This is a genomic window from Streptococcus sp. 27098_8_23, from assembly GCF_041432195.1.
Classification (GTDB): domain Bacteria; phylum Bacillota; class Bacilli; order Lactobacillales; family Streptococcaceae; genus Streptococcus.
Genome location: NZ_JAPVZF010000001.1, coordinates 708,444 through 735,288, shown reverse-complemented (window position 1 = coordinate 735,288; position 26,845 = coordinate 708,444). Strand labels below are relative to the sequence as shown.

General features: G+C 41.4%; 22 protein-coding genes. 20 read left to right on the top strand and 2 right to left on the bottom strand.

What is annotated here, in order from left to right; all coding sequences use genetic code 11:
• Positions 1 to 135: 135 nt before the first annotated feature.
• A complete protein-coding gene (locus O3652_RS03635; RefSeq protein WP_033585627.1) occupies positions 136 to 621 on the top strand; it encodes an LURP-one-related/scramblase family protein in 486 nt (161 codons plus the stop codon).
• Positions 622 to 642: 21 nt separating this feature from the next.
• The gene (gene alaS, locus O3652_RS03630) at positions 643 to 3,261 is read left to right on the top strand and encodes an alanine--tRNA ligase (RefSeq protein WP_125413514.1); all 2,619 of its coding nucleotides are present in this window, start codon (positions 643 to 645) and stop codon (positions 3,259 to 3,261) included.
• A gap of 87 nt (positions 3,262 to 3,348) precedes the next feature.
• Here the strand turns inward: alaS and O3652_RS03625 are convergent, their stop codons facing one another.
• Positions 3,349 to 4,797, bottom strand: a complete 1,449-nt coding sequence (locus O3652_RS03625) for an alpha-amylase (RefSeq protein WP_125413515.1) — start codon at positions 4,795 to 4,797, stop codon at positions 3,349 to 3,351.
• Positions 4,798 to 5,069: 272 nt separating this feature from the next.
• Between O3652_RS03625 and O3652_RS03620 the strand changes: the two genes are divergently transcribed.
• The 16 genes from O3652_RS03620 (at position 5,070) to O3652_RS03545 (ending at position 23,022) form a co-directional block, all read left to right on the top strand.
• Positions 5,070 to 6,233, top strand: a complete 1,164-nt coding sequence (locus tag O3652_RS03620) for a class I SAM-dependent rRNA methyltransferase (protein ID WP_185755884.1) — start codon at positions 5,070 to 5,072, stop codon at positions 6,231 to 6,233.
• Positions 6,230 to 6,907: a type I 3-dehydroquinate dehydratase gene (aroD, locus tag O3652_RS03615; RefSeq protein ID WP_000767778.1), complete on the top strand. Its 678-nt coding sequence runs from the start codon at positions 6,230 to 6,232 to the stop codon at positions 6,905 to 6,907. The genes O3652_RS03620 and aroD overlap by 4 nt, the downstream gene beginning before the upstream one ends.
• Complete coding sequence (locus O3652_RS03610; RefSeq protein ID WP_084881741.1) at positions 6,897 to 7,751, top strand: shikimate dehydrogenase; 855 nt, start codon at positions 6,897 to 6,899, stop codon at positions 7,749 to 7,751. Before aroD ends, O3652_RS03610 begins: the two co-directional genes overlap by 11 nt.
• Positions 7,752 to 7,769: 18 nt before the next feature.
• Positions 7,770 to 8,837: a 3-dehydroquinate synthase gene (aroB, locus tag O3652_RS03605; protein WP_049478777.1), complete on the top strand. Its 1,068-nt coding sequence runs from the start codon at positions 7,770 to 7,772 to the stop codon at positions 8,835 to 8,837.
• A gap of 9 nt (positions 8,838 to 8,846) precedes the next feature.
• Positions 8,847 to 10,013: a chorismate synthase gene (gene aroC / locus O3652_RS03600; RefSeq protein ID WP_001269883.1), complete on the top strand. Its 1,167-nt coding sequence runs from the start codon at positions 8,847 to 8,849 to the stop codon at positions 10,011 to 10,013.
• Positions 10,014 to 10,022: 9 nt separating this feature from the next.
• Positions 10,023 to 11,126 carry a prephenate dehydrogenase gene (locus tag O3652_RS03595; protein ID WP_371590068.1) on the top strand — a complete coding sequence of 368 codons (1,104 nt, stop codon included), beginning with the start codon at positions 10,023 to 10,025 and terminating at the stop codon, positions 11,124 to 11,126.
• Between the two features lie 10 nt (positions 11,127 to 11,136).
• The gene (locus O3652_RS03590; protein WP_044020548.1) at positions 11,137 to 11,475 is read left to right on the top strand and encodes a YlbF/YmcA family competence regulator; all 339 of its coding nucleotides are present in this window, start codon (positions 11,137 to 11,139) and stop codon (positions 11,473 to 11,475) included.
• A 90-nt stretch (positions 11,476 to 11,565) separates the two neighbouring features.
• A complete protein-coding gene (gene aroA / locus O3652_RS03585; protein WP_084881742.1) occupies positions 11,566 to 12,849 on the top strand; it encodes a 3-phosphoshikimate 1-carboxyvinyltransferase in 1,284 nt (427 codons plus the stop codon).
• The gene (locus tag O3652_RS03580) at positions 12,842 to 13,318 is read left to right on the top strand and encodes a shikimate kinase (RefSeq protein ID WP_001151357.1); all 477 of its coding nucleotides are present in this window, start codon (positions 12,842 to 12,844) and stop codon (positions 13,316 to 13,318) included. The genes aroA and O3652_RS03580 overlap by 8 nt, the downstream gene beginning before the upstream one ends.
• Positions 13,315 to 14,163 (top strand): prephenate dehydratase, encoded by an 849-nt coding sequence (gene pheA / locus O3652_RS03575; protein ID WP_000686393.1) that lies wholly within the window; start codon positions 13,315 to 13,317, stop codon positions 14,161 to 14,163. Before O3652_RS03580 ends, pheA begins: the two co-directional genes overlap by 4 nt.
• Positions 14,160 to 15,455, top strand: coding sequence for an LCP family protein (locus O3652_RS03570; protein ID WP_125413517.1), 1,296 nt, complete (start codon positions 14,160 to 14,162; stop codon positions 15,453 to 15,455). Before pheA ends, O3652_RS03570 begins: the two co-directional genes overlap by 4 nt.
• A gap of 143 nt (positions 15,456 to 15,598) precedes the next feature.
• Positions 15,599 to 16,435 carry a phosphorylcholine transferase LicD gene (locus O3652_RS03565; protein ID WP_001281444.1) on the top strand — a complete coding sequence of 279 codons (837 nt, stop codon included), beginning with the start codon at positions 15,599 to 15,601 and terminating at the stop codon, positions 16,433 to 16,435.
• Positions 16,432 to 17,400, top strand: a complete 969-nt coding sequence (locus O3652_RS03560) for a glycosyltransferase family 2 protein (RefSeq protein WP_125413518.1) — start codon at positions 16,432 to 16,434, stop codon at positions 17,398 to 17,400. Before O3652_RS03565 ends, O3652_RS03560 begins: the two co-directional genes overlap by 4 nt.
• A gap of 21 nt (positions 17,401 to 17,421) precedes the next feature.
• On the top strand, positions 17,422 to 19,581 hold the full coding sequence (locus O3652_RS03555; protein ID WP_071851099.1) for a LicD family protein: 2,160 nt from the start codon (positions 17,422 to 17,424) through the stop codon (positions 19,579 to 19,581).
• A 57-nt stretch (positions 19,582 to 19,638) separates the two neighbouring features.
• Entirely contained in the window at positions 19,639 to 20,451 is an 813-nt protein-coding gene (locus tag O3652_RS03550; RefSeq protein WP_000004176.1) for a phosphorylcholine transferase LicD, read from the top strand.
• A 42-nt stretch (positions 20,452 to 20,493) separates the two neighbouring features.
• A complete protein-coding gene (locus O3652_RS03545; protein WP_371590067.1) occupies positions 20,494 to 23,022 on the top strand; it encodes an MBL fold metallo-hydrolase in 2,529 nt (842 codons plus the stop codon).
• A gap of 46 nt (positions 23,023 to 23,068) precedes the next feature.
• On the opposite strand, the gene O3652_RS03540 is transcribed toward O3652_RS03545, so the two are convergent.
• Positions 23,069 to 24,547 carry an oligosaccharide flippase family protein gene (locus O3652_RS03540; protein WP_049490167.1) on the bottom strand — a complete coding sequence of 493 codons (1,479 nt, stop codon included), beginning with the start codon at positions 24,545 to 24,547 and terminating at the stop codon, positions 23,069 to 23,071.
• Between the two features lie 122 nt (positions 24,548 to 24,669).
• Between O3652_RS03540 and mecA the strand changes: the two genes are divergently transcribed.
• Complete coding sequence (mecA, locus tag O3652_RS03535) at positions 24,670 to 25,410, top strand: adaptor protein MecA (protein WP_000782700.1); 741 nt, start codon at positions 24,670 to 24,672, stop codon at positions 25,408 to 25,410.
• A gap of 147 nt (positions 25,411 to 25,557) precedes the next feature.
• Positions 25,558 to 26,844, top strand: coding sequence for a homoserine dehydrogenase (locus O3652_RS03530; protein ID WP_000216365.1), 1,287 nt, complete (start codon positions 25,558 to 25,560; stop codon positions 26,842 to 26,844).
• Position 26,845 lies beyond the last annotated feature (1 nt).

Genomic DNA, 26,845 nt, shown 5'->3' with positions numbered 1-26,845 from the left:
TAAGGTAGGAAGTCATGCTGCTCAATCTAACAATTGCATAAGATTAAGAGAATGACAAGTTCATTGAATGAAGGTGGTACCGCGGTTTTTCGCCCTTCGTGATATGGACTTGTCTTTTGATTTTTGGAGGTGTTTATGAAGACATTTCTCGTGAAACAAAAGTTTCGTCTTGGAGGCGAACGCTTCGATATCAAGGATGACAGAGGAGTAGTGAACTATCAGGTGGAGGGCTCTTTCTTCCAAATTCCTAAGACCTTTACCATCTATGACGCCTATGGTGAGCAAGTCAGTGAGATTAGTAAAGAATTTTTCACTTTGCTTCCTCGATTTACTATTCAGCTACGAAACGGTTCAAATTTCGTTATTCGTAAGAAGTTGACCTTCTTTCGAGATAAGTATGAGTTTGATGATCTAGGGCTTCGTATCGAGGGCAATATCTGGGATTTGAATTTCAAATTGCTAGATGATCGTGATCAGCTTGTTGCCGAGATTCGGAAAGAGATTTTCCATTTGACCTCAACTTACACCGTAACCGTCTATGAAGACTCTTATGCAGACCTGGTCATTTCCCTCTGTGTCGCGATTGACTATGTGGAGATGCTGGAAAGCCAATCAAATTAAACAAGTAAATAAGGAGATATTATGAAACAACTATCTAGTGCTCAAGTACGCCAAATGTGGCTTGATTTCTGGGCAAGCAAAGGACACTCTGTCGAACCATCAGTCAGCTTGGTTCCTGTAAATGACCCAACTCTTTTGTGGATCAACTCTGGGGTAGCAACCCTTAAGAAATACTTTGACGGAACCATTATCCCTGAAAACCCACGTATTACCAATGCGCAAAAAGCTATCCGTACCAATGACATCGAAAATGTCGGAAAAACAGCTCGCCACCATACTATGTTTGAAATGTTGGGGAACTTCTCTATCGGGGATTACTTCCGTGACGAAGCCATCACTTGGGCTTATGAGCTTTTGACAAGCCCAGAATGGTTTGATTTTCCTGCTGAAAAACTCTACATGACCTACTATCCAGACGATAAAGATTCTTACAACCGCTGGATTGAAGTAGGAGTGGATCCAAGCCACTTGATCCCAATCGAAGACAACTTCTGGGAAATCGGTGCGGGACCTTCTGGACCTGATACTGAGATCTTCTTTGACCGTGGAGAAGCATTTGACCCAGAAAACATCGGTATTCGCCTGCTTGCAGAAGATATCGAAAACGACCGTTACATCGAAATCTGGAACATCGTTTTGTCACAATTTAACGCAGACCCTGCTGTTCCTCGTAGTGAGTACAAGGAATTGCCACACAAGAATATTGATACGGGCGCTGGTTTGGAGCGTTTGGTGGCAGTTATCCAAGGGGCTAAGACAAACTTTGAAACAGACCTCTTCATGCCAATCATTCGTGAAGTTGAGAAATTATCTGGTAAGGTTTATGACCAAGACGGCGACAACATGAGCTTCAAGGTCATTGCTGACCATATCCGTTCTCTTTCATTTGCCATCGGTGATGGTGCCCTTCCTGGAAATGAAGGTCGTGGTTATGTCCTTCGTCGTCTACTCCGTCGTGCTTCCATGCATGGTCAAAAATTGGGCATCAACGAGCCTTTCCTTTACAAACTCGTTCCAACTGTTGGAAAAATCATGGAAAGCTACTACCCAGAAGTGCTTGAAAAACGGGACTTTATCGAAAAAATCGTTAAGAGCGAAGAAGAGTCATTTGCTCGTACCCTTCACTCAGGTCAACACTTTGCAGAAACCATTGTATCTGACTTGAAAGCGAAAGGACAAAGCGTTATCGCTGGTTCAGATGTCTTCAAACTCTACGATACATATGGATTCCCAGTTGAATTGACAGCAGAAATCGCTGAAGAAGCTGGGATGACTGTAGACCGTGAAGGCTTCGAAGCAGCCATGAAAGAGCAGCAAGAACGTGCGCGTGCGTCAGCTGTCAAGGGTGGCTCAATGGGAATGCAAAATGAAACCCTCCAAAACATTACAGTGGAAAGTGTCTTCAACTACAATGCTAGTCAATTGCCTTCTAAGTTGGTGGCTATCGTAGCGGACAATGCTGAAGTAGAAGCTGTTTCAGAAGGAACTGCCTCTCTTATTTTTGCAGAGACTCCATTCTACGCGGAAATGGGTGGACAGGTAGCTGACCACGGTCAAATCTTGGATGCTAAAGGAAATGTCGTAGCGAATGTGACGGATGTGCAAAAAGCACCAAACGGACAAGCTCTTCATACTGTTGAAGTTCTTGCACCACTTGCTTTGAACCAAGAATACACCTTGGCAATTGATACAAATCGTCGTCATCGTGTCATGAAGAACCACACAGCCACTCACTTGCTCCATGCGGCTCTTCACAATATCCTTGGCCACCATGCGACACAAGCAGGATCTCTGAACGAAGTTGAATTCCTTCGCTTTGACTTCACACACTTCCAAGCCGTAACTCCTGAAGAATTGCGTGCCATTGAACAGCAAGTCAATGAGAAAATCTGGGAAGCAATTGCTGTAGAAACTGTTGAGACAGATATTGACACGGCTAAAGAAATGGGAGCTATGGCCCTCTTTGGTGAGAAATACGGTAAAGAAGTCCGTGTTGTAACCATTGGTGACTACTCAGTGGAACTTTGTGGTGGTACCCACGTTGGCAACACTTCTGAGATTGGCCTCTTCAAGATTGTCAAAGAAGAAGGAATCGGATCAGGAACCCGCCGTATCTTGGCAGTAACTGGTAAGGAAGCCTTTGAAGCCTATCGCGAACAAGAAGACGCTCTGAAAGCCGTCGCAGCAACATTGAAAGCACCTCAACTCAAAGAAGTACCCCACAAGGTGGAAGGGCTTCAAGAACAACTCCGTCAGCTTCAAAAAGAAAATGCAGAATTGAAAGAAAAAGCCGCAGCTGCAGCTGCAGGTGATGTCTTCAAGGATGTGAAGGAAGTCAACGGACACCGTTACATTGCAAGCCAAGTTTCTGTATCAGATGCAGGTGCCCTTCGTACCTTTGCGGATAACTGGAAACAAAAAGACTACTCTGATGTGCTTGTCCTAGTTGCCGCTATTGGTGACAAGGTGAACCTTCTTGTAGCTAGCAAGACAAAAGATATCCACGCAGGTAACTTGGTTAAAGAATTGGCTCCAATTGTTGATGGACGTGGTGGTGGTAAACCAGACATGGCCATGGCAGGAGGAAGCAATCAAGCGAAAATCCAAGAACTCTTGGATACAGTAGCAGGTAAATTATAAGACAATAAAGATCTATCCATTTGGGTAGGTCTTTTTGTGATTACAAAAAAGCCAAATCCGATTGGATCTGGCTTGTAACTGATAGGTTTATTTTGCTGCGAAGACACTGACTGAACCCGCTGCTACTGGAAATTCTCCATAACCATCAGCATTGATTGTAACTTGTGCTGGGTGATTTTCAAGGAGGTCAACAAAGGTTTGGTCAGCCCATTCTTGACCGACAAACATAGATTTGCTGTTTTCTTGGTCATTGGAGATAAGGACAGCGATTGGAGATTGATGTTCAGCACCTGAACGAACCCAACCGATACAGTTAGCATCGTCAAAGTAGTCTGTTTGCTCTCCATAGGCCCTGTCTTTTCGGATGGCTAGGAGACGATCAAGAACTTCTCTGAAATCTTGTTGAGCAAATTGCCCTGAAATGCCGTAATAGTCTCCGTAAAAGACACATGGAAGACCATCTTGGCGTAATAGAATGAGGGCATAGGCTGCTGGCTTGAACCATTCTTCAACAGTAGACTCAAGGGCTTGTCCTCGTTGGGTATCATGGTTGTCAACGAAAGTGACTGCTTTGTCAGGCTTGAGTTCAACCAAGCTATCTGTGAAAATGTTACGAAGGTCGTAACTTGCTCCAGCTTGACTGGCTTCAAAGAGGTTTTGGTGGAGACGAACATCGACAAGGTCAAAGCGTTCTTCTGTCTTTTCAAGATAGTCTAGATTGGCTTCTTTATCTGGATTCCAAAATTCTCCGAAAACATAGAAATCTTGACCGTATTTTTCCTTCATATCACGAATGAAATTGCCCATAAAGAAGGAGTCGATGTGCTTAACGGCATCCAAACGGAAACCAGCTACACCAGTCGTTTCCATGAACCAGTCAGCCCAGTCATAGATATTTTGGATGACTTCAGGATGCTTAAAGTCTAGGTCAGCATACATGAGGTAGTCGTAGTTACCGTTTTCGTTATCGACCAATTCCTCATTTGCCCAGCCTTTGTTGTCTCCCTGGATCAGGTAAATACCAGACTTACGGCGCTTGGCATCGTAGTCCGTACCTGTAAAGTGGTACCAGTGCCAGTGGAAGTCATTGTAGGTGTTTTGGCGACCATCGAAAGTAAAGTGAGTCCAGCCATTGATAGTAAAGGGCTCGCTTAGTTGAACGGTACGGTCCTCAGGGTCCACTTCAATAACCTGAAAGGCTTCCATATGATCGGCAGCAGCCTTGTGATTGAGCACCACATCGGCCATAGGTTGAATTCCTTGTGCCTTTAGGGCTTGAATGGCTTGAAGATAATCTTCTTTAAACCCATACTTGGTACGGACAGTCCCTTTTTGGTGAAATTCGCCTAGGTCAAAAAGATCGTAAACACCATAGCCGACATCTTTTTCGTTAGTCGCCTTGAAGGCAGGTGGCATCCAGACATGGCTGATACCAAGGTTTGCTAGGTGTTCTGCGTCATTTGTCAGTCGAGCCCAGTGTTGGCCGTCGTGAGGCAAATACCATTCAAAGTATTGCATAAGTGTCTGATTTTGCATTGTTTTTCCTCTTGCTTATCAATGTTGTGTTTTATTCTACCATAAAGTTTAGAACTAGGCAAACGTTTGCGCAAGATTCTATACTCATTTCTGTTTTTGTCTATTTTTAGCGAATAGAATCTCTCTTTCCATTATAAGGGAAAGGATGTTTTGGTGGAAAAGTAAATGGAATAAACTTATTTTAACAAAAATGACACTCAGTAAACTAAAGTACATATGGTTAAACGGTTTCTTTTTTGAGAATTGTCACAAAATTTGCTATAATAGTAGCTATGAATAGAATTAGGGTCAGCAGACGCGTTGAAAAAAAGCTAGCTAAGGGTCTAGTTCTTTTGGAAGCAAGTGATTTAACAGATATTGAACTGACGGATCAGGCAGTAGAAGTTCTTAGTCAAGACGGGAAGTTTTTAGGGAGCGCCTATCTTTCTCAACAGAATAAGGGAATCGGTTGGTTGGTCAGCAAGGAAAAGGTTCGTTTCAATCAAGCCTTTTTTGAAATCCTGTTTCGTAAGGCTAAGGAAGATAGAAAGCCTTATTATCAAGATGACTTGACTACTGCCTTTCGCCTTTTTAACCAAGAGGGGGATGGTTTTGGTGGTCTGACTGTTGATCTCTATGGAGATTATGCTGTTTTTTCTTGGTACAACTCCTTTGTTTACCAAATTCGTGAGCTAATCGTAAAGGCTTTTAAGGAAGTTTTTCCTGAGGTCTTGGGGGCTTATGAGAAGATTCGTTTTAAAGGTCTAGACTACGAGTCTGCCTATGTTTATGGTGAGGAAGCGCCAGACTATTTTACTGTTCTTGAGAATGGCGTGCTCTATCAAGTCTTTATGAATGATGGTTTGATGACAGGGATTTTCCTGGACCAGCATGAGGTTCGTGGGAGTCTGGTTGACGGTCTAGCCATGGGCAAATCCTTGCTCAATATGTTTTCCTATACGGCTGCCTTTTCTGTTGCTGCAGCTATGGGAGGCGCTAGTGAGACGACTTCTGTCGACTTGGCCAAAAGGTCTAGAGAGCTGTCAGAAGCTCATTTTCAGGCAAATGGGCTCAGCACGGATAATCATCGTTTTATCGTCATGGATGTCTTTGAGTACTTCAAGTATGCCAAGCGAAAAGGCTTGACCTATGATGTGATTGTGCTTGATCCGCCGAGCTTTGCCCGCAATAAAAAACAAACATTCTCTGTAGCTAAGAACTATCACAAGTTGATTTCCCAAAGTCTAGAGATTTTAAATCCGGGAGGGATTATCATTGCCAGTACCAATGCTGCCAATGTTTCCCGCCAGAAATTTACAGAACAAATTGATAAAGGTTTTGCAGGAAGAAGGTATCAGATCTTGAACCAATATGGTCTTCCAGCAGACTTTGCCTATAATAAAAAAGATGAAAGCAGTAATTACCTCAAGGTGATTAGTATGAAGGTTAGTAGATGAAATTAATCGTTTCAGTAATGCCAAGAAGTTTAGAAGAAGCGCAAGAACTGGATGCTACTAGGTATGAAGATGCCGATATCATTGAGTGGCGTGCGGACTTTCTTACAAAGGACGCTATTTTACAGGTAGCACCCGCTATCTTTGAGAAATTTGCAGGACGCGAACTTGTCTTTACCCTTCGGACACGCGCTGAGGGAGGAGAAATCGAACTTTCCTCAGAAGAGTATGTTCAAATCATCAAGGAAGTTACTCAGCTCTATCAGCCGGATTATGTAGATTTTGAGTATTTCAGCTACAAGGACGTTTTTGAGGAAATGTTGGATTTTCCAAATCTTGTTTTGAGTTACCATAATTTCCAGGAGACACCTGAAAACATGATGGAAATTTTGTCTGAGTTGACCAGTCTCTCTCCCAAAGTGGTCAAGGTATCAGTTATGGCCCATACGGAGCAGGATGTTTTAGACTTGATGAACTACACACGAGGATTTAAAACACTCAACCCTGAGCAAGAGTACGTGACCATTTCCATGGGGAAAATGGGCAAGGTATCTCGTATCACTTCAGATGTGACGGGTTCAAGTTGGTCATTTGCTAGTCTGGATGAAGCGAGTGCCCCAGGTCAGATTTCGCTATCAAACATGAAGAAAATCAGGGAGATTTTGGATGAAGCTTGATGGCTATACACGTTTAGCTGCAGTTGTTGCCAATCCCATCAAACACTCTATTTCACCTTTTATCCACAATAGGGCCTTTGAGGCGACAGCTATTAATGGTGCCTATGTAGCTTGGGAGATTGAAGCGGGTGATTTGGCAGAAACAGTCGCCAATATTCGCCGTTACCAGATGTTTGGCATCAACCTGTCTATGCCTTACAAGGAGCAAGTGATTTCTTATCTGGATGAGTTGAGTGATGAAGCTCGTTTGATTGGGGCAGTCAACACAGTTGTTAATCAAGACGGAACTTTAATTGGATATAATACAGATGGCAAGGGATTCTTTAAGAGCTTGCCTTCTTTTACAATTTCGGATAAGAAAATGACCATTCTGGGAGCAGGTGGTGCGGCCAAGTCCATTTTGGCACAGGCTATTTTGGATGGCGTCAGTCAAATTTCAGTCTTTGTTCGTTCAGTTTCCATGGAAAAAACAAGACCTTACCTAGATAAGTTACAGGAGCAGACAGGCTTTGAAGTGGACTTGTATGCTTTGGAGGATATTTCTGAACTGCAAGAAATGATTGCCAAGTCGGACCTGCTCGTCAATGCGACCAGTGTAGGAATGGATGGCAAATCATCCCCAGTTCCTGAGAGCTTAGTCTTACCAGAAACTCTATTGGTGGCAGATATCATTTACCAACCCTTTGAAACGCCATTTTTGAAATGGGCTAGGAGGCAGGGCAATCCAGCTGTCAATGGTCTAGGAATGTTGCTCTATCAGGCTGCTGAAGCTTTTCAACTGTGGACAGGTAAAGAAATGCCGACAGAAGAAATTTGGCAGTCCTTAACAGAAAAATATAAATAGTGAAAAGGAGACCCTCCTATGAAAATCAGAATCGATATTCCGCATCATCCTTATGATATTCAGATTGAAAAAGGTTGTCTGGCTCAGGCTGGTCAATGGTTGCGAGAACTCTGGCAACCTCAAAAAGTGGTCATTGTAACCGATAACCATGTAGCTTCTCTCTATGCAGAGAAGATTAAACTCAGCCTAGAAGATGCTGGTTTTCAGGTAGCTGTTTTTGACTTTTTAGAAGGCGAAGAACGAAAAAATTTAACAACTGTTCAGAAAGTCTATGAATTTCTAGTCAAGCAGGGGTTGACTCGTAGCGATGGGATCGTGGCTCTTGGTGGTGGTGTCGTTGGGGACCTAGCTGGTTTTGTAGCCTCTACCTATATGCGGGGCATTCACTTTGTTCAGATTCCGACTAGTTTGACAGCCCAGGTTGATTCGTCTATTGGTGGAAAGACGGGTGTCAATACTCCTTTTGCTAAAAATATGGTGGGAACTTTTGCCCAACCAGATGGGGTTCTGATTGACCCGCTTGTCCTAGAAACGCTTGGAAAAAGAGAGCTGATTGAGGGGATGGGCGAGGTTATCAAGTACGGCTTGATTGAGGATCCAGAACTGTGGGCTCTCTTGATGGAGCTAGATGGTTCTGTAGAGAGCATTTTGGAACATGCAGAGACTTTGATTGAACATTCTTGTCAGGTTAAGCGCAAGATGGTGGTCGAAGATGAGTTGGATAACGGTGTTCGTCTTTACCTCAATTTTGGGCACACTATTGGTCATGCTATTGAAGCAACTGCCGGTTATGGCAAGGTCATGCATGGAGAAGCTGTGGCTATGGGCATGGTTCAGATTTCCAAGGTTGCTGAGGGAAAAGGCCTCATGCCAGAAGGAATAACCCAGTCCATTACAGAGATGTGCCAGAAATTTGGCTTGCCTGTTGATTATGAAAACTGGGATGTTGACAAACTTTATCAAGCTTTGACTCATGATAAAAAAGCGCGTGGAAACACCTTGAAATTGGTCTTAGTTCCAGAGCTTGGTTCAGCGACCATTCACCCAGTTTCTCTGGAAGAGATGAAAGACTACTTGGTAAAATAAGGAGAACGTATGAGATATTTAACTGCAGGAGAATCACACGGCCCCCGTTTGACGGCTATTATTGAAGGAATTCCAGCTGGACTTCCTTTGACAGCAGAGGATATTAATGGAGACCTTAAACGCCGTCAGGGTGGCTACGGTCGTGGTGGCCGTATGAAGATTGAGAGTGACCAGGTTGTCTTTACTTCGGGCGTTCGTCACGGGAAGACGACAGGGGCACCTATTACCATGGATGTCATCAATAAGGACCACCAAAAATGGCTGGATATCATGTCTGCTGAGGACATTGAAGACCGCCTTAAAAGCAAGAGAAAAATTACCCATCCTCGCCCAGGTCATGCCGATTTAGTTGGGGGCATTAAGTACCGTTTTGATGATTTGCGAAATTCCTTGGAGAGGTCATCTGCCCGTGAAACCACCATGCGAGTGGCTGTTGGGGCAGTAGCCAAACGACTTTTGGCTGAGCTAAATATGGAGATTGCCAACCATGTCGTGGTCTTTGGTGGCAAGGAAATCGATGTACCTGAAAATCTGACAGTGGCTGAGATTAAGGAACGAGCTGCCCAGTCTGAAGTTTCTATTGTCAACCAAGAGCGGGAACAGGAAATCAAGGACTATATTGACCAAATCAAACGTGACGGTGATACCATCGGTGGGGTTGTAGAGACAGTCGTCGGAGGCGTTCCAGTTGGCCTTGGCTCCTATGTCCAATGGGACAGAAAATTGGATGCGCGATTGGCCCAAGCAGTTGTTTCTATCAATGCCTTTAAAGGGGTGGAATTTGGTCTTGGATTTGAAGCTGGTTACCGCAAAGGCAGCCAAGTTATGGATGAAATTCTCTGGTCTAAAGAAGACGGCTATACTCGTCGTACCAATAATCTAGGTGGTTTTGAAGGTGGTATGACCAATGGGCAACCAATTGTTGTTCGTGGAGTTATGAAACCCATTCCCACTCTTTACAAACCACTTATGAGTGTGGATATCGAAACCCACGAACCTTACAAGGCAACCGTGGAGAGAAGTGATCCGACCGCTCTGCCAGCAGCTGGGGTAGTCATGGAAGCTGTTGTAGCAACGGTTCTGGCGCAAGAAATCCTTGAAAAATTTTCATCGGACAACCTAGAGGAATTAAAAGAAGCGGTAACCAAACACCGTGAGTATACAAAGAACTATTAAGGAGTTCCTATGGCAAAAACCATCTATATCGCAGGTCTCGGTTTGATTGGTGCCTCGATGGCGCTTGGTATCAAACGCGATCATCCTGATTATGAAATTCTAGGTTATAATCGCAGTCAGGCTTCTAGAGATATTGCCTTGGAGCGGGGGATGATTGACCGTGCGACGGATGATTTTGCCAGTTTTGCTCCTCTGGCAGATGTCATCATCTTGACCTTGCCAATCAAGCAGACCATTGCTTTTATTCAGGAGTTGGCAGGTTTGAACTTGAAAGAAGGCGTCATTATCTCGGATGCGGGCTCAACCAAGGTTGCCATTGTGGAAGTGGCGGAGGAATATTTGGCTGGCAAGTCAATTCGTTTTGTCGGGGCTCATCCCATGGCTGGTAGCCACAAGACAGGAGCTGCCTCTGCCGATGTTAATCTCTTTGAAAATGCCTACTATATCTTTACTCCATCTAGCTTGACCTCTCCAGAAACCCTTTCAGAAATGAAGGACCTACTTTCAGGCCTCCATGCTCGTTTCATTGAAATTGATGCCAAGGAGCACGATCAAGTAACTTCACAGATTAGCCATTTTCCCCATATCTTGGCATCAGGTCTCATGGAACAAACAGCAGTTTATGCTCAAGAACATGAGATGGCAAGACGCTTTGCGGCGGGTGGATTTCGAGATATGACTCGCATTGCGGAAAGCGAGCCAGGTATGTGGACTTCTATTCTCTTGTCTAACCGTGAGACTATTCTAGAGCGAATTGCGGATTTCAAGGAACGCTTGGAAGCGATTGGTCAGGCCATCAGCAGGGGAGATGAAGAGCAAATCTGGAACTTTTTCAACCAAGCGCGTGCGCAACGTCAGGCCATGGAAATACATAAGCGTGGTGGTGTGGATAGCTCTTACGACCTCTATGTCGATGTTCCCGATGAAGAAGATGTCATCTTGCGAATTTTGGAATTGCTACGTGGGACTTCTTTGGTTAATATCCACATCAACGAAGAAAACCGTGAGGATATTCACGGTATTCTACAAATTTCCTTTAAAAATGCTCAAGATTTAGAACGAGCTGAACGCTTAATTACAGAAAATACGGACTATACAGTCGTCATCAAATAAGGAGAAAATCATGTCAAATATTTACGATAGTGCAAATGAACTTAGCCGCGGGTTACGCGAATTACCAGAATACAAGGCGGTCAAGGTAGCAAAAGATGCCATCCAAGCTGATGAACAAGCTAGCAAGATTTTTGCAGACTACCTTGCTTTCCAACAAGAAATCCAAGTCATGGCGCAAACGGGACAAATGCCAGACGCCTCTTTCCAAGAAAAGATGCAGTCTTTCAGTAAGCAAATCCAAGAGAACGCTCTTTTGTCAGATTTCTTTGCCAAACAGCAACAATTGTCCATTTACCTTTCGGACATTGAGAAAATTGTCTTTGAACCTGTTTCAGAATTATTGAAATAGTATTTTATCTGTATAAAAGCCAGAAATTTCAGGAATTTCTGGCTTTTTTGTGATAAAATAAGAAAAAGTATTGCAAGTATGAGGTCAACTATGAAACTAAAAACAAACATTCGCCACTTACATGGCAGTATCCGGGTTCCAGGTGACAAGTCTATCAGCCATCGTTCGATTATTTTTGGAAGTTTGGCTGAGGGCGAGACTAAGGTTTATGATATTCTGCGTGGAGAGGATGTGCTTTCAACCATGCAGGTTTTTCGTGATCTTGGTGTAGAAATTGAGGATAAAGATGGGGTTATCACCATTCAAGGTGTTGGCATGGATGGCTTAAAAGCGCCACAAAATGCCTTGGATATGGGGAATTCTGGCACCTCGATTCGCCTGATTTCAGGTGTCCTTGCTGGTGCAGACTTCGAAGTAGAGATGTTCGGAGACGACAGTCTTTCTAAACGTCCTATGGACCGTGTGACGATTCCATTGAAAAAAATGGGCGTCAGTATTTCAGGGCAAACTGAGCGAGACCTGCCCCCTCTTCACTTAAAAGGGACGAAAAAACTTACACCTATTCACTATGAGTTGCCAATCGCCTCTGCTCAGGTCAAGTCAGCCTTGATGTTTGCAGCCTTGCAGGCTCAGGGGGAGTCCGTTATTATCGAGAAAGAATGTACTCGTAACCACACCGAAGATATGCTACAGCAATTTGGTGGCCATTTAAGTGTGGATGGCAAAAAAATCACAGTTCAAGGACCACAAAAACTGATCGGACAAAAGGTAGTTGTTCCAGGAGATATTTCCAGTGCAGCCTTTTGGTTGGTCGCAGGTTTGATTGTTCCAAACTCTAGTGTGGTGCTGCAGAATGTGGGGATTAACGAAACTCGTACTGGTATTATTGATGTCATTCGCGCCATGGGTGGAAAACTAGAAATAACTGAAATCGATCCTGTCGCTAAATCAGCAACCTTGACTGTCGAGTCTTCAGACTTGAAAGGAACAGAGATTGGTGGAGCCTTGATTCCCCGCTTGATTGATGAATTGCCTATTATTGCCCTTTTAGCGACACAAGCGCAAGGTGAAACAGTCATTAAGGATGCTGAGGAACTCAAGGTAAAGGAAACAGACCGCATTCAGGTGGTGACAGATGCCTTAAATAGCATGGGGGCGGATATCACTCCTACAGCAGACGGGATGATTATCAAAGGAAAATCAAGACTTCATGGCGCTAGAGTCAATACGTTTGGTGACCATCGAATTGGAATGATGACAGCCATCGCAGCCCTCTTGGTTGCTGATGGAGAAGTGGAGCTTGACCGTGCAGAAGCCATCAACACTAGCTATCCTAGCTTCTTTGATGATTTGGAGAGCTTGATTCATGGCTAAGGTATTACTCGGATTTATGGGGGCAGGCAAGTCGACAATTGCTAGAGGCTTGGACCCAGACTATATCGATATGGATGCCTTAATCGAGGAACGTTTGGGCATGTCCATTGCGGATTTCTTCGCTGAAAAAGGAGAAGTGGCCTTTCGTCAAGTAGAGTCAGAAGTTCTAGCTGACTTACTAAAAACGGACCGAGTTGTGTCAACTGGCGGAGGAGTCGTCATTTCTCAGAGAAATCGTGACTTGCTCAAAACCAATCCTGAAAACATCTACCTAAAAGCAGATTTTGAAACCCTCTACCAACGTATCGCAGCTGATAAGGACAATCAGCGCCCACTGTTTCTAAATAATAGTAAGGAAGAACTGGCAGCTATTTTCAAAGAAAGACAAGCTTGGTATGAGGAAGTAGCCAGTCGGGTTTTGGATGTAACCAAGTTAAGCCCAGAGGAAATTACAGAGGAACTGAGATGAAAATTGCCTATCTAGGTCCCAAGGGATCTTTTTCGCATCATGTTGTGCAAACGGCTTTTCCACATGAGGAACTAGAGCCTTTTTCAAATATTACAGACGTTATCAAGGCCTATGAACAGGGATTGGTAGACTATTCAGTAGTACCAGTTGAAAACTCCATTGAGGGAAGTGTGCATGAAAGCTTGGATTATCTTTTTCATCAGGCTCGCATCCAAGCAGTTGCAGAAATCGTTCAGCCCATTCACCAGCAGTTGATGGCGGTTCCCGGTCAGTCAAAAATTGAGAAAATTTTTTCTCATCCTCAGGCTCTGGCTCAAGGAAAGAGATTCATCGACAAAAACTATCCAGAGGCCAAAATTGAGGTAACCGCCAGTACAGCCTATGCAGCTCGCTTTATTTCAGAACATCCAGATCAGCCTTATGCAGCTATTGCTCCTAAAAGTTCAGCTGAAGAATATGGCTTGGAATTGATTGCAGAGGATATTCAGGAAATGGAAGCCAATTTCACACGTTTTTGGGTGTTAGGGGCAGAGATACCGAAGATTCCTTTGAACTCACAAGCTGAAAAAATGAGTTTGGCCTTGACCTTACCAGACAACCTACCTGGTGCTCTTTACAAGGCACTTTCGACCTTTGCTTGGAGAGGGATTGACTTAACAAAGATTGAAAGTCGCCCCCTTAAAACAGCCTTGGGAGAATACTTTTTCATTATCGATGTAGACTATAGTGACAAAGAACTGGTTCATTTTGCAAGACAAGAACTAGAAGCTATTGGAATCCAGCACAAGATCCTGGGAACCTACCCGATTTTTACCATAACTGATATAGAAAAGGAGAGTCAATGAGCAAAGAAAATCCTTTAAGTCATCACGAGCAGTTACGTTATGACTATCTCTTCAAAAATATTCATTACCTCAACGACCGTGAACGGAGGGAATTTGATTATCTGCAACAGAAAATGGCAGGTCCCAAGTCTGAAGTTCACCCTTCCTACCAAGAAGAAAAAGAAGAATCTTGGGGTAGAGATATTGATCTTCCGACTTATGGCAGTAGAAGCCGGTCTAAGAAACGTGAAAAAGTAGCTCCTCAACCTAAAGCCAAAAAGAAAAAGAGAAGAATTCGCTTCAAACGAATATTGACTTGGTTCCTGCTGTTGATTACATGCGTGCTTGCAGGGATGATTTTCATGTTTCTTAGAGGGTTCCAGTCAGCAGCCAATCCAACAAATAAGCCAGCTGACGCCAAGGCAGCTCAAGTAGAGGTCTTTAACGGTCAGGATACCAAAGATGGTGTGAATATCCTAGTCATGGGGACAGATGGCCGTATCGGTCAAAATAGTGCAGAAACTCGTACTGACACGATCATGGTACTGAATGTCAGTGGATCGGATAAGAAGATCAAACTAGTCAGCTTTATGCGTGACAACTTAGTTTATATCGACGGGTACAGTAAGATTGTAAATGGCCAGAAACAAACGGATAACAAACTAAATGTTGCCTATGAACTTGGGGAACAAGAAGGGCAAAAAGGTGCTGAAATGGTCCGCAAGGTTCTAAAAGACAACTTTGATTTGGATATTAAGTACTATGCCCTAGTTGACTTCCAGGCCTTTGCAACAGCTATTGATACCCTATTCCCTGACGGAGTAACGATTGATGCTCAGTTCTCAACATTGAATGGTCAACCTTTGACAGAAGCCACAGTTGGAGATGACCTTCATGCAACAGAGACAGAGTCCCCAACTCAAACTATCAAAGTTGGAAAACAGCAGATGAATGGCTCCACCTTGCTGAACTACGCTCGCTTCCGTGATGATGATGAGGGAGACTATGGCCGTACCAAACGTCAGCAACAAGTCATGTCGGCTGTTCTTGAGCAAATCAAAGATCCAACCAAGCTCTTTACGGGATCAGAGGCACTTGGAAAAGTCTTTGGCATGACATCAACAAATCTACCATATAGCTTCTTGTTGACCAATGGCTTATCTGTCCTAGAAGGTGCTCAAAATGGCATTGAAAGACTCACCGTCCCAGAACTTGGTGACTGGGTAGATGCTTATGATATCTATGGTGGACAAGGACTTCTAGTTGATCAAAATAAATACCAAACAAAACTCGCCCAAATGGGAATGAGATAGAATACTATAAAAAAATCAAAGTTTGAATCACCAGTGAAAAAGTGGTTTAGGCTTTGATTTTTCTTAGTATCTGATGGATTTTTAGGGCGTTTTTATGGTATAATAAAACGATATAACTCGTTATTGGACAGAAGAGGAGAGACATGAGTGATTTGAAAGCGATTCAGGCTCGTAGTCTGGAAATGGCTGAATATTTCGTCGCATTTTGTAAAGAACATGATTTGTTGTGCTATCTCTGTGGTGGAGGAGCCATTGGCGCCCTTCGTAATAAAGGTTTCATTCCTTGGGATGATGATCTAGACTTCTTCATGCCACGTAAGGACTATGAAAAATTAGCAGAACTATGGCCTCGTTATGCAGACGAGCGATATTTCTTGTCAAAGAGTAACAAAGATTTTGTAGACCGTAACCTTTTTATTACCATTCGTGATAAGGAAACCACTTGTATCAAGCCTTATCAGAAGGATTTGGATTTGCCACACGGTTTGGCCTTGGATGTTTTACCTTTAGATTATTATCCTAAAAATCCAGCTGAGCGTAAGAAACAAGTTCGTTGGGCCCTGATTTATTCACTCTTTTGCGCCCAAACTATCCCAGAAAAGCATGGTGCAGTCATGAAATGGGGAAGTCGTATCTTACTCGGCCTGACTCCAAAATCTCTACGTTATCGCATTTGGAAAAAAGCTGAAAAAGAAATGACCAAGTATGGTCTGGCTGAGAGCGATGGAATTACGGAATTATGCTCAGGTCCCGGCTACATGCGAAACAAATACCCAATCGCATCCTTTGAGGACAATCTTTTCTTGCCATTTGAAGGAACAGAGATGCCTATCCCAGTTGGCTACGATGCCTATCTCAGCACTGCTTTTGGGGACTATATGACACCGCCACCAGCAGACAAGCAAGTACCGCATCATGACGCCATTATAGCAGACATGGACAAGAGCTACACAGAGTACAAGGGAGAATACGGAGCATGATGGGAGAAAAAATAAGCGTTATCGTTCCGGTCTACAATGTAGAAGCCTATCTGGAGCGATGTGTGGAGTCGATTCTTCAACAGACTTATGCCCATTTTGAGTTAATCCTAATCAACGATGGTTCTACTGATTCTAGTGGACAGATCTGTGATCAATTAGCATCTCAGTATGAGAATATCAAGGTTTATCATATCGAAAATGCTGGTGTTTCAAATGCTAGAAATATGGGAATTCAGCTAGCGACGGGTTCTTGGGTTACCTTTATTGATAGCGATGATTTCGTTACCCAGGATTACCTAGCTACTTTAGCAAGTGCAGTTGAAGGGGTGAATGTAGGCTTTGTAATTGCTCCTCTGCACCATATCAAAAACGGTATTGTAACAGACCTACCTTCACATTCAGAAAAAACAGAACTCTGGTCAACAGAAGAAACCATGAAGGAACTACTGATGACTACCAGAACATCATTTTTTCCAGTTGCAAAACTGTTTAAGAGAGACCTGCTTGCGGATGAAAAGTTTAATACAAATTATCACCTAGCTGAAGATGCCTTGTTTTTAACTGAATTGCTACTAAAGACAAGATGCAGTTGCGTATTTATTGACAAACCTGTTTATTATTATGATCATCGTGAGGGAAGTGCAACAACATCTGTTAATCGACATGTATTTGACACAATAGAAGTTTATAAGCAAATAATTGCTCAAGTTTCACAAGCCTTCCCTAATTTAAAATACGAATTAATAAACAGAGAATGTTGGTCGTACATCACAGTTTACGATAAAATTATCTTTACTTCACGTGAAGAGTATCAAAAGGAGAAAGCCGAGCTGAGGACTTGGATTGTTCAGCACCGACGCGAAATATGGAAAGATGCTTATTTCACCACTTTTCGCAAGGTAGCTATCCTTTCACTTGTCATTTCTCCATGGCTATATAAGAAAATTGTTGGATTAAAAAACTAATATCATGAGAAGGAGTTGAAAATGAATTTTTCAAAAATGGATGAATACTTTGAAAAATCAAAACTATGGATTGCGTATCTATTTGTTTTCATTTCGATTTTAAGTATGAGTTCACTGGTTTATAAGATAGCAAATCCCCTCTACAAGGGATTATCAGCGATTGTAGTGCTTTATATTTGCTATACCTTATTGTTTAAGTGGAAAGAAATCACAGCAGATCGCAAATTTCTATCCTTATTTGGACTCTTAGCTGGAAGTCATCTGCTATCAGCTGTTTTCAATCGCTCAGGACATCTGATTGGAAATGTGATTGAAATCCTCTTCATGGTAACCTATGTTTTATTATTTACCATGTTACAATCAGGGCAACTTAAAAAATTATTTGACTGGATTGCCTATACGGTTCAAATTGTATCTTTTTCTTCAGCAATTTTTGCGTTTGGTTTATTGATAAGTAGAGTCCTCATCCTATTTAAGATTGGCGAACAATCTTATTACTATGGTGTCATGAATGGCCGTCTGTGGGGGATTGTCAATCCAAATGCTAGTGCGATATTTTCATACATTAGCATTATTTTGGCTATGTATTTGATCCATAAAGGAAGTAAATATTCTGTTTATCTTAAACTGAATAATGTGATTCAATTCGTTTACTTCGCTACGATGCAAAGTCGAGGAGCCTTACTTTCTTTACTTCTCATGATTGGACTCTATAGTTTCTTTGCTACTAGAGGAAGTATCGTTAAACGATTCCTCACTTTTATAGTTGCTGGTTTGCTGATTACTGCAACTAATATTGGATTAAGCTATGTAACTTCAATCTATATCTCATCTGAAACTGCGACTGTCTTAGATTTAAACAAAGGACAATCCTATGCTGAGACAGATTCGTCTGTCACTAAGAAAAACGGTGAGCTCCATCTAATCGAAACAACACCAAGTGGTAGAACCTATATCTGGAAAAATGCCATCAAGATGGGAAGTGCCAAACCAATTTTTGGTTATGGTGTACGAAATGTTCCAGATTATTACACAGAATATTTCAGTAAATTTGAGATTCAAAACTCCCTTATCGGTGGGAATTTCCATAACATTTTTGTGACCATATTTGTCAGTTCGGGAGTTCTAGGTTTGGTATCCTTCCTTCTTGTACTGGCTTATGTCATCAAGCGCTTTTTAACGTATTTGATTGTTTCCAAGAAAAATACTGATAAATTGATCATGATCCTATTCTTTGGTATCTTGTTTGGTCAATTATTTGAAAGTCAGATTATGTATTCAACCAACTTTATTAATATCATCTTCTGGCTAGCGATTGGCTATGGACTCGTAGTCTGCAAACGAGATGAAGGAGTTCGGTACCAAGAAGTAACAGACATCAATGAAATTCAACAGATGGAACTTGGAATCATGGAGTATATTCATGAAGTTTGTCAGAAAATTGGTGTCAAGTATTTCTTAGCATATGGAAGTCTAATTGGTGCTGTTCGCCATCAAGGATTTATCCCTTGGGATGATGACATGGATATCTGCATGTTACGAGAAGATTATGAAAAGTTGCAAGACTACCTTATCGCTAACCCTGATAAACGTTACGAGGTCATGTCTTATAAAAATAATCTCAACTATGTCTATCCCTTCATGAAAGTGCAGGATAACCATACCTACTTGCTAGAAGAAGATGTTCGCATCGATTCGAATATGGGAATCTATGTAGATATTTTCCCTGTAGATGGCTACGAGGATGACGTAGAATTTAAAAACAAGATGACGAAACTGATAAAGAAACGTCAATTGAGTTGCTACACCTTCAAAGGCATTACCAATACGAAAAGTGTACTGAATTCACTGCTACGTTATGTGTCAGTTATTATTTTCTATTTTACCAATACGAACAAATACGTTGCCCAGATTGAAGAGCTTGCAAAATCCCGTAAAGTCTCAGATTATGAGCAAGTGGATTATCTTATCTACAAGGATATGAACAAACCAGTGTGGAGACGTGAATGGCTGGAACAAGTTACTACTGGAACATTTGAAGGTAAGGAATTTACCATTCCGAAAAATTATCATGAAATTTTGACCTCAGACTACGGAGACTATATGCAATTGCCACCGGTTGAACAAAGAGTATCTCATCATGATTTTAAATTATGGAAGATTGTTAAAAGGTCTAAATGACGGGATTGGGATTAAGAAACGTTTAAAAATATAGTCAAATTTAGGAGAATAGAACCTATGTCTGAAAGAACTTTAACTCTTGAAGAAATCAAGCAAGTAGAATTGGATATTTTAAAGTATCTACATGATCTTTGTGAACAACATCAAATCAAATACTTTATTGATTTTGGAACCTTACTAGGAGCTGTACGCCATAAAGGATTTATCCCTTGGGATGATGATACAGATATTTCCTTAGCGCGTGATGAATTTGAAAAACTTTACAAGGTTTTACAAAATGAAAATCATCCCTACTACAAATTGATTTCATTCAGAGAAACAAAGGGATATCCATACAGTTATATGAGAGTCTATGATGTAAGGACTCGTCGAGATGCTAACCTCGTAGACCCAACGGTCGTATTGGGAACTTGTGTTGACATTTTTCCATATGATGGTGTCGTAACACAGGAAAGTGACCGTAAGAAAATGAAGCTCTACAAATATTTCATTCGACTTTCTTCTTTGAATTTTAAAGGGATCAAGTCTGAGAATGGTGGACTTAAGAACCTCCCTCGTTATATGGGATCAGCTATTTTCCGCTTAACTTCCCCACAGCTATGGAATCAAAAATTAGAGAGCCTTGCTTTGAAGTATAGTGTAGATCAAGCAACAGATCTTACTTGTACTATCTATGACCCTTATTATCCAAATGGTATAAAAAAAGAATGGCTCTATGATTTGATTGATATGCCCTATGAAGACATTGTGGTCAAGGTTCCGAGAAAATACCATGAAATACTTGTCTACGAATTTGGAGAAAACTATATGACTCCACCTCCTATTGAGCAACAAGTCCCAGGAGGGGATAAAAATTATTGGATTGATTAGATTAAAAAAGTTGCTTATTGTTAAGATAAAGGAGTTTTCAAGGTGAAAAATAAATGGTTATTAAAATCAGTCAGCTATAGTGTTCTCGCATTCTTTCTATTACTGATTCAGTTATCGCAAGGAGTAGATGCAGATACCATCTCTGCAGGTTCGGGCAATCGTATCCATTTCATAAATACTAAAGCAAAATCTGGGAGTGACGCCATCCTTCTGGAAAGCAATGGTCACTATGCTTTGATTGATATGGGAGAAGACTATGATTTTCCTGATGGGAGTGATCCACGCTATCCAAGCCGCTGGGGAATTTCCATGAGAAATTATCAAGTATTGGAGGATCGATTGATTCGCCACTTGGATCAAATAGGTGTAAAAAAATTAGATTTTATTATAGGCACTCATGTTCATAGTGACCATATTGGTGGGGCAGACGAAATACTCAATCGATATCAAGTCGGTAAGTTTTATTTGAAAAAATATTCAGATGATCGGATTACAGCAAACTGGGGACTATGGGATAATCTTTTCAATTATGATAATGCTTTGAGAGCAGCTCAAAAACGAGGAGTTACTCTTATCCAGAATATTTCAGATGAGGATAGCCACCTAAAATTAGGTGATATGGATATCCAACTCTACAACTATAAGAATGAATATGATGCTGACGGGAATCTGAAAAAAGTTCGAGATGATAACTCCAACTCCATTGTTTCAGTAGTGACTGTGGCAGGAAAGAGAATCTATCTTGGAGGAGATTTGGATAATGCCGAAGGAGCAGAAGATAAGTTAGGTCCAGTTATCGGCAAGGTTGATATGATGAAATGGAACCACCATTATGATGCGACAATTTCAAATACGATTAATTTCCTTGAAAACTTATCACCAAAAATGATTATTCAGACAACTGGTGGAGATATTAATGTTGCTTCAACCAGAGAATACCTTCAGAAGAAAAATATTCAGGTTCTTCATGCTGCTAGCCAAACTCAAGACGCTACCGTTTTTGATATTAGCGATAAAGGATTTGCAAATGTTTCAAATACCTTCCCTAATATCCCTGTAGTTGACGAAAAATGGTATCAAGAAGATGGTTATTGGAAATATCGTTTGACTGACGGAGAAATGGCTATCGGCTGGAGAGAGATTGGCGGAGCCACTTATTTCTTTAATGGAAAAGGACAAATGCAAGCAGGTCGCTGGCTTCACCTTAACGACGACTGGGGAGAAAATGCCAAAGGGAATGATTACTATCTGAACCAAAATGGTAAAATGCAAACTGGTGGTTGGTTCAAACTAGATGACTCTTGGTATTATATCCAATCAAATGGTGCTAGACGATTTAGCGAGCTCTCTGAAATTGGAGGGAAAAAGTATCTCTTTGCGGCAGATGGGAAGATGCTAACAGGACACCAAGTTTATAATGGCAAGAAGATGTTCTTTAGCGAAAGTGGTGCACTCCAAACAGCAGGTAAGCCTTCAACATGGCAAAAGATTGATTCAAATTGGTATTTCTATGATGAGGATGGGCTAAAGACCATCGGTAAAAAGAATATCAATGGAAGCACATACTACTTTAATCAAGAAGGTATCATGCAAACTGGCTGGGCATTTGTTGATGGTCACTGGAACTATTTTGCAAGTTCTGGAGCTATGAAAACCGGCTGGGTCAAGGATCAGGAAACATGGTATTATCTGGATAAAGATGGCATCATGTTAACTGGCAGACAAGATATAAATGGTGTTCGTTACTATTTGAATGCTAGTGGTGCCATGCAGACTGGATGGAAGTGGCAAGACAATAGCTGGTACTTCTATACGAACTCAGGTGCTATGAAAACGGGTTGGTTGAAAGATAAAGAATCATGGTATTATTTGAATCCAGAAACAGGTATTATGGCTGTAGGATCTAAAGAGATTGACGGTAAGAACTATTTCTTCAGCTCTGCAGGTACTATGCAAGTTGGATGGCAGTGGTCAAATGATTCTTGGCATTACTACGCTACGTCGGGCGCACTCCAAACTGGTTGGTTGAAAGATGGTGATGCCTGGTATTATCTTGAAGGTAAGGAAGGCGTTATGTTAGTCGGCCTCCATCAAGTAGATGGTAAGCAATATTACTTTAGCAAATCTGGTGCCATGCAAACAGGCTGGAAATGGTTTGATAATCATTACCGTTACTTTGAATCAAATGGAGCCATGAAAACTGGTTGGATAAAAGACAAAGGCGTCTGGTATTATCTAAATCCTGAAGATGGCATCATGTTGGTTGGCCTTCATAAAGTAAATGGTGATCATTATTACTTTGATGAATCAGGAGCTATGCAAACGGGTTGGAAACAGCTTGATGGTAATTGGTACTATTTCCAAGCTGATGGTTCTTTGTTGAAGAACGCAACAACACCTGATGGTTACAAAGTAAACGAAGAAGGAATCTGGAAACAGGCTGTTGCTGCTGTAAATAGCGATGCAGTCAAGCCAGAACAGAAACAAGAAGCTAATTCCTCTATTGTTGAACAACCTAAACAAGATTCAAATCTAGAAGCCAACGCTTCTGAAAAGAAAGAAAAAGAATAAAGAAGAAATCCCCTACTGACAACTAATTTATCAGTAGGGGATTTTTTTAATTTCGTTTTAATTTAGCAAGTACAAGGTTCAGTGCATAGTGGAGTGTTTTGTCTTTGGTAATAAAGAGGGTCAAGAGGTAATAGATACCACAAGTTGCTACGGTAGAAAGAACCATGAGAATCATATTAAAGTTTACTGTGTAGGAATTGATTTGGAAAATCATCTTGAAAATATAGAAGATTGGGATAAAACCAAGGGATATGAGGCTATAACGTGTTAAGGTTATAAAAATCTCTTTTAAACTAATCAGTTGGTGTTTCTTGATAAAATGAATTTCAAGTAAAACAACGATAGTTTCTGCGATAATGGTCGTAGCGATGTAATACTCAGGTGCAAAAATATTATTGAAATACAAGATGCTATTTAATAGTATATTGGCACCACCACCAAGGAAGTAGAAGGCGGTTAAGCGATTTTCATGGTCGTTGATAAAGATAATCTGTTTACCAAGAATCAACTCAATAGCCCAAATGATGGTACGAAAAGCGAAGACGCTAGTTACGATACCCGCTTCAAGATATTTTTCAGAAGAATAAATAACAGTTGCGTACCGTCCCAATATCATAATCCCGATACTAGTTGGAACCATAAGGAAATAGAATAAGGATGCCGCTTGATTCACGAGATAATTATAGGACTTGTAATCCTTTTTCCCGAGATAGTAGCCGAGGCGTGGAATACTGACGTTGATAGCTCCACTCAAGACACTGGCAATCAGCATGACGATACTATAGGCAATTGTATAGTAGGAAATATAGTTTTCATCCGGTCCCTTAGTGATAAACATTCTATCTAACAAGGTATAAAGCATATTAGCGTTCGCTAAGAGAAGCATAGTAAAGAGTGGTTTAGAAGCTTTGACTAATTCGACGAATCCAATCTTAACAAAAGAAACTTCTCTCTTAATCCAAAGAAAACTGAGCAGATAGTTGAGGATAGTGGTCGCTGTCATAACGATAGCATAAGGAACGATATCATCTGCCGTTTTAACAAAGGCGAAGATAGCGACCAGCATGGTAATTCGAATAATTAATGTTTTGTAGAGGATGAAGGCATAGTTTTCATAAGCCTCGTTCATCCATTCGATATTGAGAAATTGGAAGAGTGCTTGAGCCCCTAAGATGTAGTAGAGAACTTTCAGATTCTCAATGCTGGTGTCAAAGAAGATAATGAGGAAGTAGATACCTGTCGTCAGGAGAGAGGTGAAAACCGAGATATAAAACAACTTAGAAAAGACGTAGTTGATTTTATTCTTGTCATCCTTGACCTTACTAATAGCTCGAATCCCGTAGTTGTATATTCCAAAGGCAGCTAGTGGAATAACGAAACTTGCCCAGGTATTGGCTGTATTGAAATAACCGTAATTGGATTTGCTGAGAATCCGCGTCAGATAAGGATTGGTTATCAGTGGAAAAACGATATTGAGAATATTGACCAGCAAGCTGGCCAAGGCATTTACTTTTATATTTTTCATTGAACTTTCTTTCTTAAATCTAAAATCATATCTAGTATTATATCACATTCTCGCTTCATTCTTTTGATAAAATCGTAAAAATCTAGTATAATAGATAGACTGAAAGTATGAGGTTACTAGATATGAAGATGAAACAAATTAGTGATACAACACTGAAAATCACGATGACTTTAGATGATTTGATGGATCGGGGAATGGAGATTGCAGACTTTCTCGTTCCTCAGGAAAAAACCGAAGAGTTTTTCTATGCTATTTTAGATGAGTTAGAGATGCCAGACAATTTCTTGGATAGTGGCATGCTGAGTTTCCGCGTGACGCCAAAACCTGATAAGGTCGACGTCTTTGTGACCAAGTCCAAGATTGACCAAAATCTGGATTTTGAAGATTTGGCGGATCTACCAGACATGGAAGAATTAGCCCAAATGTCGCCAGATGAATTTCTCAAAACCTTGGAAAAGAGCATTGCAGATAAGACCAAGGACGATATTGAGGCCATCCAATCTCTAGAGCAGGTCGAAGCAAAGGAAGAAGAGCAAGAGCAGGCAGACAAGGAGACGGAGAATAAGAAAGAACCTTATATCTACTATATCTTGCGTTTTACAAGTCTTGCTGACTTAGTTGCTTTTGCAAAGACGGTTAACTACCAGATGGAAACATCTGAACTCTATAAGATGAATGGACACTACTATTTGACAATCTTAGTCGATGTGGAAAATCATCCAAGTCCATATCCAGCCTGGCTCTTGGCTCGTATGCGTGAGTTTGCAGATGACAGTGACATCAGTCGTTCCGTTTTGCAAGAGTATGGGCAAATATTGATTAACCATGACGCAGTTCTCGGTCTGCAAAAGATTTGTTCATAATTTTTAAAATCAATTTTCATTTATCAAGAAAGACGAATCATGGGATTCGTTTTTTCTTTACCAGACTGAAATAGTGATTTACTATAATAGGAATTTTCATAAAATTCTGTTATAATGGCTATATCAGAAAATTTCTAGGAGACAAACATGACAGTTAAAATTGCTTTACTTGGATTTGGTACCGTTGCAAGTGGCGTGCCTTTCCTCCTAAAGGAAAATGGAGAAAAAATCGTTCAGTCAGCTCATTCAGAGATTGAAGTAGCCAAGGTATTGGTCAAGGATGAAGATGAAAAGAACCGCTTGCTTGCAGCAGGAAATGACTTTAACTTTGTGACCAATGTAGATGATATTTTATCAGACAAGGACATTACTATTGTAGTGGAATTGATGGGGCGTATCGAACCAGCTAAGACCTTTATCACTCGTGCCTTAGAAGCTGGGAAACACGTTGTTACTGCTAACAAGGACCTTTTGGCTGTCCATGGTGCAGAATTGTTAGAAATCGCTAAAGAGCATAATGTAGCACTTTATTACGAAGCAGCTGTTGCTGGTGGGATTCCAATTCTTCGCACTCTAGCAAATTCATTGGCTTCTGATAAAATCACGCGCGTTCTTGGTGTCGTTAACGGAACTTCCAACTTCATGATGACCAAGATGGTCGAAGAAGGCTGGTCTTATGATGATGCTCTGGCTGAAGCACAAAGACTTGGTTTTGCAGAAAGCGACCCTACAAATGACGTGGATGGGATTGACGCAGCCTACAAGATGGTGATTTTGAGCCAGTTTGCTTTTGGTATGAAGGTTGCCTTTGACGATGTAGCCCACAAGGGAATCCGCAACATCACACCAGAAGACGTAGCTGTAGCCCAAGACCTTGGCTATGTAGTGAAATTGGTTGGTTCTATCGAGGAAACTCCTTCTGGTATTGCTGCGGAAGTAACTCCAACCTTCCTTCCTAAAGCACATCCACTTGCCAGTGTGAATGGGGTAATGAACGCTGTTTTTGTAGAATCTATCGGTATTGGTGAATCTATGTACTACGGACCAGGTGCGGGTCAAAAACCAACTGCAACAAGTGTTGTAGCAGATATTGTCCGTATCGTTCGTCGCTTGAATGATGGTACCATCGGTAAAGACTTCAACGAATATAGCCGTGACCTAGTCTTGGCAAATCCAGAAGATGTTAAAGCAAACTACTATTTCTCAATCTTGGCTCCAGACTCAAAAGGTCAGGTCTTGAAATTGGCTGAGATTTTCAATGCTCAAGATATTTCCTTCAAGCAAATCCTCCAAGATGGCAAAGAGGGTGACAAGGCGCGTGTAGTGATTATCACTCATAAGATCAATAAAGCACAACTTGAGAATGTTTCAGCTGAGTTGGCCAAAGCTTCAGAATTTGACCTCTTGAATACCTTCAAGGTGTTAGGAGAATAGG